16 protein-coding genes and 1 pseudogene are annotated in these 20,863 nt (G+C 48.1%); 3 read left to right on the top strand and 14 right to left on the bottom strand.

Annotation, left to right across the window (positions count from 1 at the left end):
- Positions 1 to 43: 43 nt before the first annotated feature.
- The 6 genes from PGRAT_RS15205 to treC all read right to left on the bottom strand — a co-directional run bounded on the left by PGRAT_RS15205 (position 44) and on the right by treC (position 8,566).
- On the bottom strand, positions 44 to 691 hold the full coding sequence (locus PGRAT_RS15205; protein WP_025703264.1) for a FusB/FusC family EF-G-binding protein: 648 nt from the start codon (positions 689 to 691) through the stop codon (positions 44 to 46).
- Positions 692 to 1,030: 339 nt separating this feature from the next.
- On the bottom strand, positions 1,031 to 2,158 hold the full coding sequence (locus tag PGRAT_RS15195) for an NAD(P)/FAD-dependent oxidoreductase (RefSeq protein ID WP_025703266.1): 1,128 nt from the start codon (positions 2,156 to 2,158) through the stop codon (positions 1,031 to 1,033).
- A 25-nt stretch (positions 2,159 to 2,183) separates the two neighbouring features.
- Complete coding sequence (locus PGRAT_RS15190; RefSeq protein WP_025703267.1) at positions 2,184 to 3,662, bottom strand: Lsa family ABC-F type ribosomal protection protein; 1,479 nt, start codon at positions 3,660 to 3,662, stop codon at positions 2,184 to 2,186.
- Between the two features lie 387 nt (positions 3,663 to 4,049).
- Entirely contained in the window at positions 4,050 to 4,784 is a 735-nt protein-coding gene (treR, locus tag PGRAT_RS15185; RefSeq protein WP_025703268.1) for a trehalose operon repressor, read from the bottom strand.
- Positions 4,785 to 4,815: 31 nt separating this feature from the next.
- Positions 4,816 to 6,834 carry a PTS system trehalose-specific EIIBC component gene (gene treP / locus PGRAT_RS15180; protein WP_025703269.1) on the bottom strand — a complete coding sequence of 673 codons (2,019 nt, stop codon included), beginning with the start codon at positions 6,832 to 6,834 and terminating at the stop codon, positions 4,816 to 4,818.
- 28 nt (positions 6,835 to 6,862) lie between these two features.
- Positions 6,863 to 8,566: an alpha,alpha-phosphotrehalase gene (gene treC, locus PGRAT_RS15175; protein WP_025703270.1), complete on the bottom strand. Its 1,704-nt coding sequence runs from the start codon at positions 8,564 to 8,566 to the stop codon at positions 6,863 to 6,865.
- Positions 8,567 to 8,971: 405 nt separating this feature from the next.
- Between treC and PGRAT_RS15170 the strand changes: the two genes are divergently transcribed.
- Positions 8,972 to 10,639, top strand: a complete 1,668-nt coding sequence (locus PGRAT_RS15170; protein ID WP_025703271.1) for a ribonuclease J — start codon at positions 8,972 to 8,974, stop codon at positions 10,637 to 10,639.
- Between the two features lie 70 nt (positions 10,640 to 10,709).
- On the opposite strand, the gene PGRAT_RS15165 is transcribed toward PGRAT_RS15170, so the two are convergent.
- Together PGRAT_RS15165 and PGRAT_RS15160 are read right to left on the bottom strand one after the other, a co-directional pair.
- Positions 10,710 to 11,531: a methyl-accepting chemotaxis protein gene (locus PGRAT_RS15165; RefSeq protein ID WP_025703272.1), complete on the bottom strand. Its 822-nt coding sequence runs from the start codon at positions 11,529 to 11,531 to the stop codon at positions 10,710 to 10,712.
- A 114-nt stretch (positions 11,532 to 11,645) separates the two neighbouring features.
- Positions 11,646 to 11,870 (bottom strand): hypothetical protein, encoded by a 225-nt coding sequence (locus tag PGRAT_RS15160; protein ID WP_025703273.1) that lies wholly within the window; start codon positions 11,868 to 11,870, stop codon positions 11,646 to 11,648.
- A gap of 147 nt (positions 11,871 to 12,017) precedes the next feature.
- On the opposite strand from PGRAT_RS15160, the gene PGRAT_RS15155 reads away from it, so the two are divergent.
- Positions 12,018 to 13,673: a cellulase family glycosylhydrolase gene (locus tag PGRAT_RS15155; protein ID WP_025703274.1), complete on the top strand. Its 1,656-nt coding sequence runs from the start codon at positions 12,018 to 12,020 to the stop codon at positions 13,671 to 13,673.
- Positions 13,674 to 13,789: 116 nt separating this feature from the next.
- Here the strand turns inward: PGRAT_RS15155 and PGRAT_RS15150 are convergent, their stop codons facing one another.
- From PGRAT_RS15150 to PGRAT_RS15140, 3 genes are all read right to left on the bottom strand, one after another.
- Positions 13,790 to 15,022 (bottom strand): macrolide family glycosyltransferase, encoded by a 1,233-nt coding sequence (locus PGRAT_RS15150; RefSeq protein WP_202903617.1) that lies wholly within the window; start codon positions 15,020 to 15,022, stop codon positions 13,790 to 13,792.
- A gap of 128 nt (positions 15,023 to 15,150) precedes the next feature.
- The gene (locus tag PGRAT_RS15145; RefSeq protein ID WP_025703276.1) at positions 15,151 to 15,921 is read right to left on the bottom strand and encodes an NAD(P)H-dependent oxidoreductase; all 771 of its coding nucleotides are present in this window, start codon (positions 15,919 to 15,921) and stop codon (positions 15,151 to 15,153) included.
- Between the two features lie 181 nt (positions 15,922 to 16,102).
- Entirely contained in the window at positions 16,103 to 17,485 is a 1,383-nt protein-coding gene (locus tag PGRAT_RS15140; protein ID WP_025703277.1) for a DHA2 family efflux MFS transporter permease subunit, read from the bottom strand.
- A 275-nt stretch (positions 17,486 to 17,760) separates the two neighbouring features.
- On the opposite strand from PGRAT_RS15140, the gene PGRAT_RS15135 reads away from it, so the two are divergent.
- A complete protein-coding gene (locus PGRAT_RS15135) occupies positions 17,761 to 18,549 on the top strand; it encodes a nucleotidyltransferase domain-containing protein (protein ID WP_025703278.1) in 789 nt (262 codons plus the stop codon).
- Between the two features lie 66 nt (positions 18,550 to 18,615).
- Here the strand turns inward: PGRAT_RS15135 and PGRAT_RS32420 are convergent.
- The 3 genes and pseudogenes from PGRAT_RS32420 to PGRAT_RS15125 form a co-directional block, all read right to left on the bottom strand.
- Positions 18,616 to 18,842: pseudogene (locus PGRAT_RS32420) on the bottom strand (Tn3 family transposase); the annotation flags it as partial.
- Positions 18,843 to 18,895: 53 nt separating this feature from the next.
- Positions 18,896 to 20,041, bottom strand: coding sequence for an alpha/beta hydrolase (locus tag PGRAT_RS15130; RefSeq protein WP_025703279.1), 1,146 nt, complete (start codon positions 20,039 to 20,041; stop codon positions 18,896 to 18,898).
- A gap of 112 nt (positions 20,042 to 20,153) precedes the next feature.
- Complete coding sequence (locus tag PGRAT_RS15125) at positions 20,154 to 20,813, bottom strand: TetR/AcrR family transcriptional regulator (RefSeq protein WP_025703280.1); 660 nt, start codon at positions 20,811 to 20,813, stop codon at positions 20,154 to 20,156.
- Between the last annotated feature and the right edge of the window lie 50 nt (positions 20,814 to 20,863).

Genomic DNA, 20,863 nt, shown 5'->3' with positions numbered 1-20,863 from the left:
TCATCAAAAAAGGCTGCCCCTAGAGGCAGCCTGACGCTTATTGTTATTTACGAACGGAGACAATGAACCTCTCCAGCGAGGTTGTATTGGTAATACTCTGATTGCAAGCATGGCCGTCCATACATACGTATTGGCCGATGGAAGAATATTGATCAGGCAAAGCATTGGCGGGCTTGGTCTTGACCGTTATGAACGCAAGCTCCTGATGCCGGTTGCAGAACATGCAGTACCCTTTTTTGTGGGTCGGCGTGATTCTTCCCTCGATGCCGATGAATTGCCCTTCGAACGGATAGACCATGAATAATTTGTTCGTGGCTATATCTACCCAGCTCAGATAGGTCACATATCTAAGGTCAATCGATTGCAGATCAGGCATTTTGAGCTTTTTATTCTTCGGGAACAGCTTCTGGATCTGCTTCAGAGTTATCGGCGGAAATGGCTCCAGGTATGGTTCCAATGCGTAAATATAACTCTGGAATTCATGTGCGGTCTCTAAGCCCGAAACTTGTTCCAGCATCCGCTCCTGCTCTGTTGTCAGAGAAGAGAACGCCTCAATAATATTCACAGCTGTACGGTACCTTACCGTCTTCAAGACGCTCTGATCCGCGACAGACCGTAGTGTCTTCTGAAGAAATTCCGTTTGTTTCTTAATTACGTTGTATTGGTGGTTTCTAATAAATGGTGTATTCATATAGCTTTCAGCCCCTTATTTATTATAAAAAAACATAAGGTGCAAAGCCATTATTAGAAACGATAATGTCAAGCATGGGCGATTGAATCTACTCTCCCGCCCTCACGCAAAGTATCGCCCCTAGATTAGGCTTTGCATGAGGACTTCCTAGCTAATGAGCAATTCGGCATTGCCATCAGTAAAACCCCCTATCAAGATAAACACAGCAGAAACGGCTCCACCGTACTTAAAGGGACGGTACCGTTTCAGCGAGAAAGATAAGGATAATATATAGCGCGAAGCACATAAATTCTTATCTTTTGAAAAAATTATAGCAGGGAAATCCGAAGCATACAAGCATCAGACTCCTTTTATCGCATTCCGGATATCATAGTCACTAATATTGAGTTCCAGTTCCATTCCCAGGGACAGTTGTGCCAGCTGTTTTCCTATATACGGGCCCATCGTCAATCCCGACGCTCCAAGTCCATTGGCCGCAATCAGCCCTTCCCAGCCGGGAACTGCTCCCATCACAGGAAGAAATCCAGGTGTAAAGGGACGGAAGCCCACTCTTGTCTCCAGAAAAGTGCTGTTTGCTAAACCGGGTGCCAGGTCTATCCCCTTATTCAGAACCTCCTGCATCCCGCCGGCAGTGACCCTTGTATCGTAGCCTGTAATTCCATTTTCGTGTGTAGAACCCATAACGACTCTTTGTTGACCCATTGCCAGCAGATATTGGTCATTAGGCGGAATAACTACCGGCCATACTCCAGTGTCTTGATGATCAGGAACCTCTAAATGGACGATCTGCGCTTTTTGAAACCCGACCTGGAAATCAATGCCTAATGGCTGCAGCAGTGAATTTGCCCATGCTCCTGCACATACAATGATGCTGTCAGCCGAAAAGGTTGTCTTCCCGGCAGTTACGCCGGTTATACGGTTGGCCTGAACCTGAAGCGACGCCTCCCCGCGGATAAATACAGCACCGCTGCGCTGTGCGGACCGGATGAGCGCATCACGCAGCGCACGCCCATCTACCCTGGCGGCACCGCTGATGTGAACGGAAGACAAGCCTTCTGCCAGCAGCGGGAAATGCCCGCGCGTTTGGGATTCCGTAAGCTCTGTAATGTCTCCAATTTCCGGCGCATCCGTCTTCCGCAGTGTGGCCCGTTCCATCATTAGTCCGATTTTTATCGGATCATGATGGACACTTAAGGCACCTGCCTGAGCGTATCCGGTTTCTGATTCTCCTTCTTCCTGAAGCTGTGCTATCAATTCAGGGTAATAACGGGCCCCCGCTTTGGCGAGACGATACCAAGCCTGGTTGCGCCGCTGGGACAGCCACGGGCAGATAATCCCGGCAGCAGCATCTGTTGCCTGCCCTTTATCCTTGCGGTCTACCACAAGGACGTCTGCACCTGCTTTGGCCAAGTGATAGGCGGTTGAAGCCCCGAGAATTCCTGATCCGATTACGATGACTTTCTTCATGAATGCTTCCCTTTCCTTAACAGGTTCAAAGTTGGATGGTCTTCGTAGCTACATTGTTGCAGAACTCGCGGTCATGCTCCACAAAAAGAATAGTCGGCGTATATTCCAGCAGCAGCTCTTCAATCTGCATCCGCGAAATGACATCAATGAAATTCAGCGGCTCATCCCAAATGTGCAGATGCACCTGTTCGCTCAGGCTCGTGGCAATCAGTACTTTCTTCTTCTGGCCGCCACTGTATGTGGATAGATCCTTCTCAAATTGCATTCTGGAAAAATCAAGCTTCCGCAAAATCGATTTGAACAGGGTTTCGTCAATACCGTTGTCCCTGATGTAATCGGTTAAGCTGCCCTGCAAGTGCGAGGTGTCTTGGGACACATACGATATTTTCAGCTGGCTATCCTTCATGAAGCTGCCCGTGTAAGGGATATCCCCGCCGCAGATTAATTTGAGGATGCTTGATTTTCCGGAACCATTTTTACCCGAAAGCGCAATCCGCTCCCCCTGCTCAATCGTAAAACTCACATTAGCGCACACCTGCTTCTCCCCGTAAAAAACCGAGACCTGCTCCAGCTCCGCCAGTATGTTTTTATGGTAAGCAAGCTGTGAAATCTCCAGGGTGTCCGAGCTCTCAATATTTTTCAGCAGCTTGGACTTTTCGGTTATGGCCGACTGCTGTCTTTGTTCAATAGATTTGGAACGTTTCATCATCTTGGCAGCCTTATGGCCAACATACCCTTTATCTAACTTAGAACCGGAATTCCGGGTTCCGTTTTTGGATTTTTCCACTTCATGGGACCAGTTCCCCGTGCGTTTGGAAGAGTCCGACAGCCGTTTGATGTCTTTTATTAGCTTCTCATTTTGGGCAAGCTCAAAGTTATCCTGTCTCCGCTTATTCTCCCACCAGCTGGAAAAATTGCCTTTTTGAATCTCAATATTGGTTTTGTTGATGGAGAGAATATGGTCAACACAGTGATCCAGGAAGGATCTGTCGTGCGAGACCAGGATATATCCGCTTTTGGTATTCAGATATTCACTGACCAGGGTCCGGGCATGCATGTCCAAATGGTTCGTGGGCTCATCGATCAGCAGGAAGCTGTTTTCCTTAATGAACAATGCGGCCAGCAGCACTTTCGTCTGCTCTCCATTGGATAAGGAGACAAAAGGACGATAGAGAACGTCTTCGTCCACCTGCAATAGTGACAGCTCACGCATGAATTGCCAGTGAACATAGTCTGGAAAAATTTCATTGATCACATCAAGGGTATGATCCTCTTTGTTAGGCACTGGATACGGAAAATATTCAAAGTTAACCTTAGCTGAAATGGTTCCACTGTATTCATGTTTGCCGAGAAGCAGCTGAAGAAATGTAGTCTTTCCCCTTCCGTTCCTTCCCGTAAACCCCAGCTTCCAGTCGGTGTCGATCTGAAAATTTACGTTCTCGAAGATGTTATCATAGCTGCCCTCATACGCAAAAGTAAGGCCGGTAACATTAATTAATGACATCACATGGTCCTCCTGTATACAAAAATAAAAGCCGCAAGAAAGTTCATTTCTCGCAGCTCAAATAGATACAGCAAATCAAGCCCTCATGAGGGCAGATTAAGGACCTATCGTATGAGTGAAAAGAAAATGTAACTTTCTTGCTAAAAACATAATAAAACATGCGAATCCCATCGCATTTCAACGTTTTATTCGTTTATAGATCAGCAAGAAAATCCTACATTATTCTTTTCAACCCCAATCATTAAATTAAGTGCATTTTATCATACCGATTGAACAAAAACAACTCTATTCCTTAACGTGTGCTGATTCCTGCTATCATCCTGGAGGTGAGCGCCGCAGACGTCCTGGTAGTATTACCCCCGCCGGATTCCGGAGGGGGGCTGCTTTTTATAACGGGTTCCCTTCGATTTGCGCCCGGCGGGCAAAATCTACGAACTGAAATTTATCCAGCCGGTGGCGGGATTCGGTATACTGAAACAGCTGGGTATCGACGAGATGCACGTAGTTGCGCACAACGACAATATGCTGATAATCATGCAGGTCCAGGAGCAGCTGATCTTCGGAGGTCACTTCTTCTACAGAAATTTCTTTTTTGGCGTAACTGATCCGCAGATGTAGCTTGCCTTCCAGGTATTCATATATGGAATCTTCAGCGGCAGCAGCCGGTATGGAAGGAACGACTGCCGGCAGGAAATAATCCTTGTCGAGAATAATCTTCTCGCCTTTGATCTCCCTTGCACGGACTACTTTCCACACAGGTTCATTCTCCCTGATGAGCAGACGCTGTGACACACTGCTTGGACATGGAACAAGGCTATTCTCATAGACAATGGTGCGTATCGAACGCCCAAGCTGGTCTGCAACCTCCTTGAAGCTGATTAAGCCGGAGACAGGGAAGTTCAGGCGCTGCGTATCCAGCACAAAAGATCCCTTGCCCTTGATCTTGTGAATGTACCCGTTCTCCGAGAGCATTTGCAGCGCTTTGCGCACGGTTTCTCTGGAGGTGCTGTAAGCGGCGGCAAGCTGGCTTTCGGAAGGGATTTTCTTCCCCGCCTGAAGCTGTCCCGATTGAATCCGTGCTGAGTAATCATTATAGATATGCGAATAAATATTCTTGTTCACTGGAATCACCATGCTCATTTTATCATGAAAGTTAACCTTGCAGATAGATCTTTAATACCGCATTGTGATGAGTCTCATCTCCGCCGGTCAGTTCTTCCACCCGCTCAATGACATCCTGGCCGTCCGGGACAATAATTGGTGAGATCAACGGGTAACCAGCCGCCGTTATAGCGTCGCGGTCAAATTCCAGCAATAGCTGACCGGCTTTGACCTTATCACCTGCAGCGACATGAGCAGTGAATCCGTTGCCCTTAAGGGATACGGTATTGATCCCGATATGAATCAGCAGCTGCACACCGGAGGCATGCTCCAGAATAACGGCATGTTTGCTCTTGATCACATGGGCAACTGTAGCATCAAAAGGTGCGGTTACCTTTCCATCGGATGGCTCCACAGCTACGCCCTTGCCCATTTGCCGCTCCGCGAAGGCCGGATCAGGCACTTGCTCCAAAGGCACAATTCTGCCACGGACCGGTGACAGGACTTCCAGCACATTAACGGCTGTAGCAGGACCGGATACCGGAACAGAAGCAGTTTCAACCTGTGCGCTTGATGGGGCAGCTGGCTCAATTTTACTGGAATCATTGGCTGTTGCAGAGGTTTTTACAGCAGTATCGTCCACATTGTCAGCCTCATCCGTTCCACGGCCGCGGATTTTCCCGAATAATACAGTAGCTGTGAACGGAACAATCAGCACAATCGCCATCCCGATGAAGAACACGCCCCACTGGTTCGGGAAGATGGACAGGAATCCTGGAATCCCGCCTACACCAATGGAAGAAGCGAGCACATTATTCATGGCCAGCAGCACACCGGCAATGGCTGAACCCAGCATCCCGAAGATAAAAGGATATTTGAAGCGCACGTTCACCCCAAAGATGGCAGGCTCCGTAACTCCCAGAAAAGCGGAGATGGAGGAAGTGACAGCCAGCCCCTTAGTTTTTTCCTGTTTGGCTACAAACATCATCCCGAGTGCGGCAGCCCCTTGGGCAATGTTCGATAATGCCAGCATCGGCCACAGGAAGGTCCCTCCTTCCGAACCGATTAGCTGGATATCGACAGCCAGGAAGGTATGATGCATCCCTGTAATAACCAGGAGCGCGTACAGTCCCCCATAGATCAATCCTCCCAGTGCCGGGAATCCGCCAAAGATGCTGACCAGTCCGGAAGTAATTGCATTGGCAATGACGAAGGTGATGGGTCCGATAACTGTGAAGGCCAGAAATCCAGTAATCAGCAGGGCCACTGGCGCTACAATCAGCAGCTTGAAGGAGTCAGGGACCTTTTTATTTAGCCACCGCTCCAGACGGGCGAGCAAATAGGCGGAGACCAGGACGGGCAGTACCTGTCCCTGATAGCCGATTTTGTTGACATGCCAGCCGAACAGATTCCATACTGGAACGGTGCCTTCAACTTTGGCATCCGCATAACCATATGCGCTAAGCAAATCAGGATGAACGAGAATAAGTCCGAGAACGATCCCCAGCAGCGGACTGCCTCCGAAACGTGTTACCGCTGACCAGCCAATTAGAGCCGGAAGGAATGTGAAGGCTGTGCTGGCAATCGTATTAATAATGGAGGCAAAATCCTTCCACTGCGGATAGACCTCCACGAGAGACTTGCTGTCGAAGAAAATGCCAGGACCCGTAAGGATGTTATTAACCCCAAGCAACAGACCCGCCATCACGATGGCTGGCAGAATCGGAATGAAAATATCGGCCAGCGTCTTAATCGCCTGCTGCAGCGGGTTCTGCTTTTTGCTGGCCGCCGTTTTCACTTCGTCCTTAGTTGCCCTGCTCCCTCCGGTGATGCTGATCATTTCGTCGTATACCTTGTCCACAAGCCCCGGACCGATAATTACCTGGAATTGACCTTGAGATGAGAAATGGCCTTTGACCAGGTCGTTCTTCTCCAGTGCGTCTGTATCCACTTGGCTCTCGTCATTCAAGGCAAAGCGCAGCCGTGTTACACAGTGAGTAGCGGCTTCAATATTTTCTTTTCCTCCGACGGCCTTTACGATCTCTTCTACATTCTGTCTGTTAATAGCCATATCTGCTCCCCCTTATTTCGTTGTTGTTTTAGCGGATAATCCACATATAAGAGCCGTATGGCGGGATCTCAAGTGACCGGCCCCACACGGGTGTATGCGCTGTATTGCCAATCAGCAGTTCTGCCGCTTGGATGTCGACACAGCTCGACCAGAATTCTTCTGCAAAAGTAAAGCCGGTGGGTGTACCGCTGAAGTTGGATACTACAATAAGTGTCCCCGTATCCCAAATTCTTGCATAGGCAAAAATCTGCGGGTGCTGTTCATCCAATCTTTTAAAAAGCCCGTCCGTAATGACTGGTTCTTGCTTCCGCAGACGAATTAACTGCTTGTAATGGTTAAGAATCGAGTCTGGATCAGCTTGCTCGGACTGGACATTGATTTCTCTATAACGTCTGTCCACTTTGAGCCAGGGAGTCCCGCTGGTAAAACCGGCATGTTCTGAAGCATCCCACTGCATCGGTGTCCGTGAATTATCACGGGAGCGTTCACGTATAATTTCCAGCGCCTGCTCCTCTGTCAGCCCCCGCCCCTGCAGAATCCGGTACATATTCTTCGATTCAATGTCATTGAATTCCCGGATATCGTGCCAGTCGGGATTGGGCATTCCCAGCTCTTCCCCCTGGTATACATAAGGCGTGCCCTGCATGCCATGGAGTGTTGTAGCCAGCATCTTGGCGCTCTGTGTGCGGTATTCCCCGTCATCTGCGAAGCGGGATAAGGCACGCGGCTGGTCATGATTATTCCAAAAGAGGGCATTCCAGCCCCCGGCCTGCTGCATTCCGGTTTGCCACTGGGTAAACAGCTCTTTCAACTCGGTAAAATCGTATGGTTTCAGTTCCCACTTCTGTCCGTTTTTATAATCGACCTTAAGGTGATGGAAGTTGAAGGTCATGGAAAACTCCCGTTCCTCAGGTTTGGAATAACGGATGCAGTGCTCCAGGGTAGTTGAGGACATCTCGCCTACGGTCACCAGATTGTAAGGACCGAAAACCTTCGCATACAGTTCTTTGATGTATTCATGGACACGCGGGCCATCGGTATAGAACTTTCGCCCATCGCCTGGTGTGGCGGCTGGGTCATCATCAGGGAAGCTCTGATCTTTGGAGATCAGATTGATAACGTCCATCCGGAAACCGCTGACCCCTTTGTCCGCCCAAAAAATCATCAGGTCAGCGACTTCCTGTCTAACCCGCTCATTTTCCCAGTTTAGGTCTGCTTGTGTCTTGTCAAACAGGGTGAGGAAATACTGGCCGGTGGTCTCATCGAATTGCCATGCCGGTCCGCCGAACTTGGACTGCCAGTTATTGGGTAACCCTCCGCCCGGTGCAGGGTCCCGCCAGATGTAATAATCTCTGTAAGGATTGTCCTTGGATTTCCTGGCCTCCTGAAACCATGGATGCTCTGTAGAAGAATGATTAACTACGACATCGGTCATCAGATGCATGCCGCGTTTCTTCAGTTCCCGGATCAATTCCTCAAAATCCTCCATGGTTCCAAAGGCGGGGTCAATTTGCCGGTAATCGGCGACATCGTAACCGTTATCATTTTGTGGAGATACATAAACCGGCTGCAGCCAGACAATATCAATTCCCAGGTCCTGCAAATAGTCAAGCTTGCCGGTTAATCCCTGGATGTCTCCTGTCCCGCTGCCGGTGCTGTCCTTGAAGCTCTTGGGATAAACCTGATATACCGTCGACTTCCGCCACCAGTCTGCATGCGGCGTTTTTTCCATGTGAAAGTCCCTCCCTGTATGCGGTATCTATTTATCTATTCAAACAACCTGTATATACAAGTATGGATTTTACACTTGTATATACAGGTTGTCAAACTGGAAAATCCCCTGTTCCGCTCGTATTTTGCAAATCCGATCAGGTCTTGGAAAAAGTTGTTACGTCACTTACTTAAACTATAATAGTAGGTTACTAACACTGAAATGGATAATGTTTGAAAGAACTACACAAAGACCCGCTTTAGGCGGGCCTTCCAGGGGCTATAGAGAGTTGGTTACGCTTCAACCCCTGCAGGAGGAATCAGGACATCCAAATCCAGCTCCTCCAGCATATGAATTCACTTCTCTCTGGATAAACTCTTGTTGTGATATGCATAATATGCGTAATCAAAAAAAGGAGGAATGAGCATGAAGATGACAGGTGAGCGTCTGTGGATTGCAGCTTTGGGAGGGGTGTATGAAATTGGCAAAAATATGTATCTTCTGCAATATGCCGATGACATCATCGTTATAGATTGCGGATCCAAATTTCCGGACGAGAGTTTACTGGGTATTGACCTTATCATTCCTGATATTTCCTACTTGCTCAGCAATATAGACAAAGTCAGAGCTCTTGTAGTGACACATGGACATGAAGATCACATTGGGGGAATTCCCTATTTTCTCAAACAGCTTAACATTCCGGTATATGCCTCCCGCCTGACCCTCGGTTTAATTGAGACTAAACTGAAGGAGCATGGGCTGTTGCGCCAGACCCAGCTGCATTGCATCGATACAGAGTCTACGCTGAATTTCGGCTCTATTGAGATCACCTTTTTCAGAACAAACCACAGCATACCGGATTGCCTAGGTATTGTATTCGATACGCCTGAAGGGACTGTGGTTCATACCGGCGATTTCAAGTTCGATATGACCCCAGTCAACAAGCAGTATCCCGATATACATAAAATGGCGGCGATCGGTGAAAAAGGAGTCCGGTTTCTGTTGTCCGAGAGCACGAATGCCGAGCGGCCCGGCTTCACCCCTTCTGAAAGGCTTGTAGGCGCCCATCTGGAGGAAGCCTTTCTTAAGGCGGAGAACAGGATTTTTATCTCCACCTTTGCGTCGAATGTGCACCGTCTGCAGCAAATCGTGGACGCTGCCGGGCATACGGGCCGTAAGCTCGCCTTGCTGGGCAGAAGCATGGTCAATGTTGTCGGCGTTGCCCAGGAACTGGGCTATCTGAACATTCCCGAAGGCATGCTGGTTGAACCAGCAGAAGCGGGCAAAATGGAGCGCGGCAAGATAGCCATATTATGCACCGGCAGCCAGGGCGAACCCATGGCCGCATTGTCCCGGCTGGCGAATTCCAGTCACAGACTGCTTGAGATCAGCGCCGGAGATACGGTTCTGCTTGCGGCAAATCCGATTCCAGGCAATGAGCGCAACGTTTCCAGAATTGTGGACAATCTGTATATGCTCGGGGCACGGGTAATCTACGGTTCCCGCAGTGAGCTTCATGTATCGGGGCATGGCAGTCAAGAGGAGCTGAAGCTGATGCTCACCTTGATGAAGCCTGAATACTTCATCCCGATTCACGGGGAATACCGGATGCTTCACCATCACTCCATGCTGGCCGAAGCTGTAGGGGTCAAGAATGAGAACATCTTTATCTTGAAGAATGGGGATATTGTGGAATCGAACGCCGGGAATGTCCGCCAAAGCGGCCGGATTACGGCCGGACAAATCTTCGTGGATGGACTCGGCATTGGTGATATCGGCAATGTTGTACTTCGTGACCGCAGGCAGCTGTCTGCTGACGGAATTCTGATTACAGTGATTACCTTAAGCCAAAATGACGGAAGAATTCTGAGCGATCCGGATACCATTTCCCGGGGATTTGTATATGTGCGCAACTCCGACACGCTGATGGAAGAGATCAACCAGCTGATTACCTCGACCCTGCAGAAGATGAGCCCGGCTGACCTGGGCCAATGGAATATCATCAAGGAAACGATCAAGGAAACGCTGGGTAAGTTCCTATACGAACGCACGAAACGCAGACCGATGATTCTTCCTATCATCATTGAGGTCTAGGCAGAATGAAAAAATCCGCAGAACAAGGACGGTCGCGTCCTGTCTGCGGATTTTTTCATGGGATATGGGTTTATTGAATAATGGAATTGATGAATTTGGCCATCTCCCCGCTGGTCTGATTCAACCGTTCTATGACATCACTGAACTCGGTGACCAGCTCAGCCTGCTCGGAGGAAGACGCGGCAATGGCTTCGATTTCTTTTTCCATCTGGCGGATCGAGCGCTGGACTGTGTTCAACGAATCTTCGATTGATTTTGTCGCTTCCTTGGTATGTACGGACAATTTGCGCACTTCCGTAGCCACTACACCAAAGCCTGCGCCTTCCTGTCCCACACGCGCTGCTTCAATAGCCGCATTCAAGCCGAGAAGATTCGTCTGTTCGGAGATTTCCCGGATGAAGCCTGCCACCTTGCTTACCTGATTGGACTCTTCTACCGTTTTACGTGAATTATCAAGAATCTGGGCTGTGGTAGCCGACAGCTCTTCGGACTGGGCAGCGACATTCTGGACCATATCAACCAGCTGGCCGCTAATCCGTTCAATGCTGCCTGTCAACTGCTCCATTTTATCCTCATTTTCCAGGGTGTAGGCAATTGCAAATGCGCCGATAATTTCCCCGGCAGCATCATAAACCGGTACTGCCGAGGAAATGACTGTTGCTCCATAGAGCTCGGGCGACAAGCGGTTGGTCGTAGCGCGTCCAGCGAGTGCATTGCTCAAGGAAGGGTCATCCGGAGGGACAGGGCTTCCTTTGGTCAGTCCGAAATCCAGCACCTTGCTGGGCGCATAATAATGGAATATTTCCTTGTCTGTAATTCCAATCATAATATCCTGGGAGTGTATTTGTTTGAAGAATGGTGCAGCTAACACTAAAGCATTCAAATTGTCCATGATGTCGCTCTCCTAATTCATGCATGTTTTAGATTATTATCGTCACATTCCAGCCATAAATTAAGAGAGAGAAGTTCCTTGCCGCACAAAAAGTTATCTTTCAGCTAAGGCCGTTTATTTGGCGTGCAGTTCCAAGGTTTGAGACTCCAGGATCGGATTCCAATACCGTTCGATTGCAATTGTAAGCGGCTGGGGATAGTCCTGGGCTTCTTTACCAAAACTGACCGCGTAACCTTCAATAGTACTCTCATCTGATAGGGTGCGGCTTGAATAATCGTTGTCTCCGCGAATCGGATGTACTCCACCCTTTGCATCTGTGAAACTGTCTGCCAGCCGCATGGTGAAACTGCTCAAGGAGGAGGAATTTTTAATTCGAAAATACCCCGATTCTCCATATTTGCAGCCTGTCTCATACGAATACGTTAACATCCTGCTCGTATGCTATAAAGTCTGACCTCATTGAAATCACTAAGAGGAGGAAAATGAATGTCGTTTGGGTTCAGGAAACTGGGAGTATTGTTCGTTGCTTTTGTATTGCTGGCAGGTGCTTATTCGTATCCGGGTTATGAAGTGAAGGCTCAAGATGCAGCAGGCTATTATCATACCTCAGGCAGCAGAATCGTGGATTCGTCAGGCAGTCCTGCCGTATTCAACGGACTTAATTGGTTTGGCTTCGAAACCGCGAATTACTCTCCACACGGGTTGTGGACCCGTTCAATGGATGATGTGCTCGATCAAATCAAAGCGGAAGGCTATAACCTGATCCGGCTGCCTTACTGCAACCAAATGTTCGATTCAGGCTCTGCTGCCAATAGTATTGATTATGCCAAAAATCCCGATCTTGCCGGTCTGAAGCCCGTTCAGATCATGGATAAACTGATTGAAAAAGCCGGAAAGCGCGGCATACGGATCTTCCTCGACCGGCACCGGCCGGATTCTGGCGGACAATCCACGCTGTGGTACACTGCGGCCTATCCCGAAACCCGCTGGATCAGTGACTGGGTGATGCTTGCTCAGCGTTACGCAGATAATCCTACGGTCATTGGAGCCGATCTGCATAATGAACCGCACGGTACGGCAAGCTGGGGGTCAGGTAATCTTGCCACAGACTGGCGGCTGGCCAGCGAACGGGCAGGAAATGCGATTCTCGCCGTGAATCCGAACTGGCTGATTATAGTCGAAGGCGTCGAAACCAACGTCCAGGGCAACTCCAGCAGCTATTGGTGGGGCGGTAATCTGACAGGTGTGCGCAATAATCCGGTCACGCTTACAGTACCGGATCGGGTGGTCTATTCCCCGCATGATTACGGTCCTGGCGTCGCTTCACAGCCTTGGTTCAGCGCTGCCGATTTCCCGAACAATCTGCCCAAGCTGTGGGATGATACCTGGGGATACATTAGCAAGGAACAAATTGCCCCAATCCTTGCAGGGGAATTCGGCGGCCGCAGCGTGGATACCCTTTCGGTGGAAGGAAAATGGCAACATGCGCTCGTAAGCTACATCGGCCAGAATAACCTCTACTGGACGTACTGGAGTCTTAATCCGAATAGCGGGGATACCGGAGGGCTATTGCTGGATGACTGGACCTCGTGGAATGAGCCGAAGCAGGCCATGCTGGACCTTATTATGAAGCCGGTAACCTTTATCCCTGTTGGCGATCCCGGGGAAGGACCAGGTACGGGTGACCCTCAAGCGGCAATACTTTATCGCGCAGGTGAAACAGGGACTGCTGTCAATTCAATCCGGGCCAGCTTGCAGCTCAAGAACGAGTCCGGGGCTTCTATTCCGCTGCATGAACTCAAGATACGTTATTGGTATACAAGGGATGGAAATACGGAACAGACCGTGGAGTTTGACTATGCGGTAATAGGAAAAGAAAAACTGCTGACGGAAATCGTCCCCTTGACTACGCCGTCGGCAGGTGCCGATACCTATGCGGAGATCGGTTTTACGGCAGGTGCAGGCTCGCTCGCAGCTTTGGGCACAACCGGAGACATCCAGTTCCGCATTCACAACAAGGATTGGTCGAATTACAATCAGGCTGATGATTACTCTTTTCAACCCGCCATCACCAGTTATGCTGCGAATGATCATATCACGGTCTATCATAAAGGGAAGCTGATTTATGGGATTGAACCTTAAAGTTCAGGGATAAATTTGACGAAGTAAATCGTGGATGAAAGCGACTTAATACCAGGAACATAACGGCTGCCACCGTCCAGTGTAGAACGGTGGCAGCCGCATAACGTTGAGGAAGCTTAGGAACCTTTACGTTTTCCGTTTTCCTCTATTAATTTAAATATCTCATCAACGGCTTTCGGATAACCCCCTGCCTCTTTAAAGGACTTACTGATCTGATGGATATGCTCACGGTAGCCGGGATCGGCAAGAACCTTCTTCACGGAAGCTCTTAGCAATTGAGGGGTAAGCGTCAGGACATCCAGTGCGATAGCCGCCCCTAGATCTTGAGCTCTTGCGGCCATATAGGGCTGGTCCGCCGTAATCGGAATCGCAACGAATGGCACATTGCTGTACAACAAGTCACTGGTGCTGTTCATTCCTGCATGAGTAACCGCTACATCCGTATATTTTAACACCTCCAGTTGCGGAACATAGTTGCGGACTATAAAGTTATCAGGGATGGAGAATTGGGAAATGTCCATGTTATAAGCAGTCATGACCACAACGGCATCGAAATCGGCAAAGCTTTTGAAGAAAAGGTCATATAATTCCGGTATGGTGCTCACACGGGTTCCCATGGAAATATAGATGACGGTTTTTCCTTCCAATTGCTCAAACGGAAAATCCACCTTCTCTTGTCTGTCAAAAATAGGCGGGCCTATGAACTTGTAGCTGTCATCGTAGTATTCGGGATGGGCAATGAAAGCTTTGGAGGTATAAATGATACTAATATCGCCTTTGCAATAGAAGCAGTCCAGTATGTTCGAAGGCATCTCCACATCGAAAGCTTCCTTCAACTCCTGTACGATTTGCTGATAGCTGTCCAGATTAGCGGATTCTGAAGGTTCTTCGTCCCCAGGCTCTTTGCCTGCAAGCATGAATTCTGCGGGTGTCGCTATGATAGCCATCGATGCAACCGCAGGGATTTTGAGAATCTGGGCAATGGCATTTCCAAATGGAAAAGCGGCCGTGTAGATCACATAATCAAACTCCAGGCCTTGAATCTGGTCCAATACATCCTCAATAATCCGCTTGCCGGGCCGGAGGGTATCCGTCAGCAATGACAGAAGATCCTCAGCTGCCGCTGCCTGCTCTTCTTCGTTAGCTTTTCCAAAGCCGTCTTGAAAGAGCAGTAACTTTTCTTTATACGACTTGAATACAGCTCCAGTTTGTTCGATTTTCGCTCTGAATTCTTCGAACCCGAAATAGGTGACCGTTTCCCCCCGCTGAATTAATTCATGCACGAGTCCAAGGGTTGGATTAACATGACCATGAGCCGAAACACTCAAAAACAGTACGTTTGACATCATTACACTCCCTTATTTTAGTTTATAGTTCTTGAGGCTGAATCTAATATACACCCCATTTATAAACTCAAATTAAACCAGCTGATTTTGGTGTTTGTGCTTGGCCGGGTGCGCTCCCACCCAGAGTTCGGCTAAGGACGTTTTATCATACGTGTTCCTAATAAATCAAACAGGCGGCCGAATATATTTTTAATAAGCCCGAGGGATACCGGATAATAGTAGCCGGACTCCAGCCAGCCTTTCTCTTCGTAATGCCGGTAATCGCGGTAATCAGGATTCAGCATTTCTTTTATACTTGATCGTGCCATTCGGAATGACAGCAGACGGAACAAAGAAGGTGCAGGTATAGAAGTGCGCATGAGGTCATTGTGAAACCGGTCTGCCGCTTTCTCCAATTTGAGCGAGTTTCTTGCCTCCACAGCTGCTGCGGTTGGCTCCAATGCCTTTAATACACAGCCCTTGACAACTTGAAAGCCATAGTATTCTCCCATGCTGCGAAGGTATTTCTCAATTTTCTCCCCACCGAGTATGCCTTGTGAGACGATTGCGGTAAACGATTTGCCAAAAAACTGCGGTCTGTGGAATATAAACGCGAGCCGGTCCAACAAATTCTTCATTGGTGCGGTTACCTGGAAAGCATACACCGGAGTAGCAAAAATAACGCCGTCCGAAGCTGTCATCTTCTCCAGCAGCAAGTCACGGTCATCCTTCAATGGACAATGTTCCTCACCTTTCTCAAAACAAAGCTTACAGCCGAGGCAATATTCCAGCCGGTAGTCTTTTAAGAATACATATTCAAATTCAATCTCAGCATCTTTTTTTAGATACCTTTCAAATTCACGTACCGCTTTATACGTTGCCTGTTTACGTGGAGTGCCGAGAAATGCCGTAACTTTTTTCATTTAAGTCCTCCTAATGGGGGGTAAATTATTATTCTCCATCAATATGAATGAATAATATTTAATTCATTCATATTGTAGCACGAATAAATCTTGTTGTCTGTAATTGCATGTAAACAATTCCCACATTCAAAAAATGGATGTGGGAGTTGTTCTTGTTCATCCACACAGATTTGTATAGTTATTATGAATGGCCTGCCTTACGCTCTTTCAGAATAAAGGAAATGTATAGCCCGATGGCTGCGATCCCGGTCAATGTCCAGAATGAGTTGAGCAGTCCCTGGAGAATATTCCCCGGAAAATGGACTGAAGCATGGTTCATTGAAGCAGCCATGATGGAAATCAGCATAACTCCGCCCATTGAACTGCTTAGGGAACGTATAGTAATGGTCATCGGTGAGGCATGGGCAATCATCGGGACGGGCACGCTTGCCATGGCAAAAGCGGTGACCGGTGTCATGATGAACCCGATGCCAACCATAAGGAGCGCATAAACAATAGCCAATAGAATCATCGAAGCATTTGCCGACAACAGAAGGGTCAGAAGCAGTGTAATGACAGAAATGAGGGAAAAGCCTCCCCGGATAATCAGCTTTATGCCATACCGGTCATAGAGCCTGCCGGAGATCATACTGGTCACACCCAAGAGGACAGCCCCCGGCAGCAGCATCATACCGGACATTCTGGGAGTCAGTCCACGGACATTCTGGGCATAAAGCGGAAGCAGCAGCTCCACACCGGCCATGACAATAAACATAAGCACCCCAATGATGGTAGACTGGGTGAATCTCCGGTTGCGGAATAAGTTGAAATCCAGCAGCGGCACCGTCAGCTTAAGTTGGCGGTGGATAAACAGGACAATGATGATAATTCCCCCTAGGATGAAAGCCCACGTAATCAGCCGTGAATTTCCCTGCTCTCCTGCCCGGTTTACTCCATACATCAGGCCGGCAAAGCCAACGGTTGAATAAAGGATGGACCGCAGATCCAGCTTCGCCTGATGGGGTTCCCCGACGTTCTTCAGGCTGAAAGAAGCCAGCAGTAAATTGGCAGCCACGATGGGAAGCAAAGCGTAAAACAGAATCCGCCAGGAATGCTCCTGAACAACCAAACCGGACAGGGTCGGCCCCAGAGCCGGAGCAAGCCCCATTACCAGACCGATCAGCCCCATGGCAGAACCGATCCTCTCTTTGGGAAAAACTCTAAGCACCGTAGTTTGAAAAAGCGGCATCAGCAGGCCTGCCCCTATCCCCTGTATCATCCGTCCAGCGAGGATCAGTCCAAAATCAGGCGACATTGCGGCAAGCAGTGTTCCTGCAGCAAATGAGCCTGCAGAAGTAAAAAATAATGCCCTTGTAGTGAACCTTCCGACCAAAAACCCGGCAACAGGCACTGTAATGCCTGCAACCAGAAAATAAATAGTGACCAGCCACTGCGCCCTGCTCTCGTCGATTCCCAAATCCTGCATGATGCGCGGCAGCGCGGTATTCAGCATCGTCTGCATCAGCTGTGCCAGAAAATTCGCGATTACGAGTGATGAAACTAATAGTCCAGGTTTACTTTTCATTCCACATCCCACCCTATCTCTGCATCTAATAAAATACATCAAAGACTCCTAATATCCTCGATAATTTCAAAAAAATTCGCTATTCCCTATCAACCATAGGTTTGCCGGATAATAGAAAGGCGAATTCAATCACGGATATAATATATCTACAATATATTCATATAAACCTTTTGTCAATCATCCATTCTGCCGGATATGTCTGAATTGACCATAGCCGATGCACGGTTCAACCGGTACGCTAAGGGATAAGAGTCCATAAAGAGAGGATGTAAAAGATGTTTGACCATCACAAACAAACTCTGAAAAAACTGGTGGGGAAGCTTGAAATGAACCCTTCCTGTCTGGCGGTAATCACCAGTGGTTCGGTAGCCCAGGGAACCGCGAAGGAAACCTCCGATGTAGATGTTCATCTCCTGTTAACGGATGAGGCCTATGAAGAATATAACCGGAACAACACTCTGTCCTATGTGGACCGTGATGTCAGCACATATGAAGGCGGATACGCCGATATAAAAGTCATCAACCTCCGGTTTCTGGAGCTTGCAGCCGAGCGGGGCAATGAACCGACGAGGTATGCTTTTACCGGTTCGGAGGTTTTGTTCTCCAGAATCCCGGAGCTGGGTGAGCTGGTCGCCCGGATTCCCGTCTATCCTGAAGAGAACCGGGATCGCAATCTGCGGGATTTTTGTGCGCAGATCTTCCTGTACGCTTTCTATTTTGCCAAAGAGGCAGCCAAAAAGAATGACGCCTATCTGCTTGCTCACACCGCCAGCAATCTGGTGTTCTACAGCGGGAGGATGATCCTGGCGTATAACCGGATGCTTTTCCCAAGCCACAAGGCGCTGCTGGATGCCGTGGATGCTGCGGAACATAAGCCGAAGGACTTCCGGAGGCTGGCTGCTGAGCTGCTGCAGACTCCCGGTGCAGATAAGTGTATGCGCTTTGCTGCGAAGATACTCGCTTTTTACAATCACGGCCTTTCCTTCGAGCAGGCGCTGGGAATTTATGTGCTAAACAATGAGCGATCCTGGGCAGAACAGCCTCCTTCATTGCAGGACCGTTAAAATACAGGGCTGCCCCATAAGTGAATTTTCTGCAGATGTGACAGTCAACCTGCCATTGGAATCCGTCCAGATACGGATGGCATTTATAATTATATTTTTAAAGCACTAGCTCTTTGAAGCTGATGCTGTATGGTTCGTTCCCTAAGCTCTCCTTGTTCTCCTGAGAAAATAGCTCTTGCCAGTCCATTCATGGCTTTCCTAGCTGTTTTGGCTAGGTAAGAACCTAATTTCCCCATAATAAGGGACGCCGAGACTGTTCCTTCTCTTATTCGAACAGAAATTTTCATAATATTTCGGCTGACAGCAATCAGGTAGCGATGCGTTTATCAGCAACCTCACGGTTATGTCACTTCTTGCCGGTCTTCTTGATCAAGTCCACGCCATCGTATGCCAGACTTTCCACACTTGCAGCCTTCTGCAGTAAGTAATGATCAAAAAAGTTCTTCGTATAGTCTGTAACAAGATTTCGCATCTCCATAGCATCCCGTTCGCCTCTGAGTTCCTCATTAACACCGGTAAACACGATGTCGCAGTAATCTAAATGCGCAACACGATCAACAGAGAAATAATAGGTTTCCATGCTATTGTTAGCGCCAATTATCGCATTCATGTTATAGTTAGGTTCACAAAACAGCAGCAAGAAGGGTTTCTTAAGGTCGCTGCCCTGAAGGCCGAACGCACCGCTATCCAAGCCAATCCCGCAGGCGAACCGGTCGTCGTCCCGGCAAACAATCGCCGTCGTAGGCCCTCCAAAAGAATGTCCGACTATGCCCATGCCGATGTCAAGCAACAATCTGCCCTTAAAGATGGAATCCAGCTCTCCAGAGTCCAGTTTGTAAAGATAATCGGCTACATACCTTACATCTTCTGCCTGTAATTCACCATACTCTGTTAACTTGGCAAGTACCGGCAGTGCAAGCACGTTACGGCACATCTCAATAGCAGTTTCATCGTCAGGCCGCATCTCCATCTTACCAGCCAACGCCAGCATCTCCGGATCTTCAGAAAACGCCATAATGGCCTCCGAAAAATCCTTTGATACATTAAACAGGCGCCCATCTTTACGCTTATACATCGTGCTATTCTGATGGCCGATGCTTACCACAACATATCCCATGCTTGCCAAGTCTGTACAGATCACTGTACCCCATTCTGGAGAACCGCCCCCGCCGCAAACATAGAATAACACCGGATAGCGCTTTTCCTTCCCGGAGAGAGCAAGGCCATCGTAACACTGGGTCTTGATATCTATAGAGAAAACATCCTTCTCTTTATGATACGCAGTGATAAGCGGCTGCTCATTAAACATTTCGTAGACTTCAGGAAACATGTACGTTGATGTAGTCTTACCTTCGCTGCTGTCGGACGGATAGTACACAAACGCCGTCAGCTCTCTTTTTGAGTGATCTGATGCCGTGTACTCGAAATCCATCTGGGTTCGACCGACAGTATAGCCGCCAATTGGTTCTGGAAATGCGTCATACGTTTTCATTTTCTTGTTCCCCCTTAATTAATAAAAGTGGCGAATGTGAAATACATACATTGTGCTATGAGCGCTTTTCAAAACTGTGAAGCTATTACAGCCTATTTTCAGTGAATCCTATCTACTCCTTGGCTTTCCTGATATCGCTAACCATTTCAGAATATTTATGATCTTCAAGCAGCCCATGACCCATAAAGTCAGCAAAGTACTTGCTAATCTTATGTTGCAGCTTAGAGTCCTTAATATCGAATTCCCTAAAAAACAGGACTAAATTAAACTGCATGGACTCAAACATGAAAGAAATCAGGTCGTCGTCAATATCAGGCCTAAGATATCCATCAACCCTCATTCGGCGTAAAATGTCCTTGATCAAGGGGAATGACTCTCCCTTTAGCACATTCAGATATATTTTAAGCAAAATGTTCTCAGGAATGTATAAAAGTGTTTCAGTGAGTTTGATTTCCAACTCATTCAGCGGCTCGGTTACAATGCCGTTAACGTTACCAAATAAGCCAGTAAGGAAAAACCGGAAAAGGGAATCTTCATTACTGTTATTAAAATACGCAGCTCTTTTCTGGGTCACATTATGTATTAAGAGACAATAAAGGTCATCTTTGTCTTCAAAATACCGATAAAATGTTCCGGGGTGCATGGACAAACTATCCAAAACCATCTTCATAGTTATATCCTCGTAAAGATTATCAACAAAAAGATGCATAGCGCTATTAGATATTTCCTCGCGCCTTGCTTCATCTAAACGAAAGAAAGTATTTTTTGGCATAGATTACTCCTTCATGTAAAGTGTGAACTCATTCACACTATATCGATAAT

The sequence above is a fragment of the Paenibacillus graminis genome (assembly GCF_000758705.1).
Classification (GTDB): domain Bacteria; phylum Bacillota; class Bacilli; order Paenibacillales; family Paenibacillaceae; genus Paenibacillus_AQ; species Paenibacillus_AQ graminis.
The sequence above is the reverse complement of the archived record's forward strand: the minus strand, read 5'-3'. Positions and strand labels throughout refer to the sequence as shown.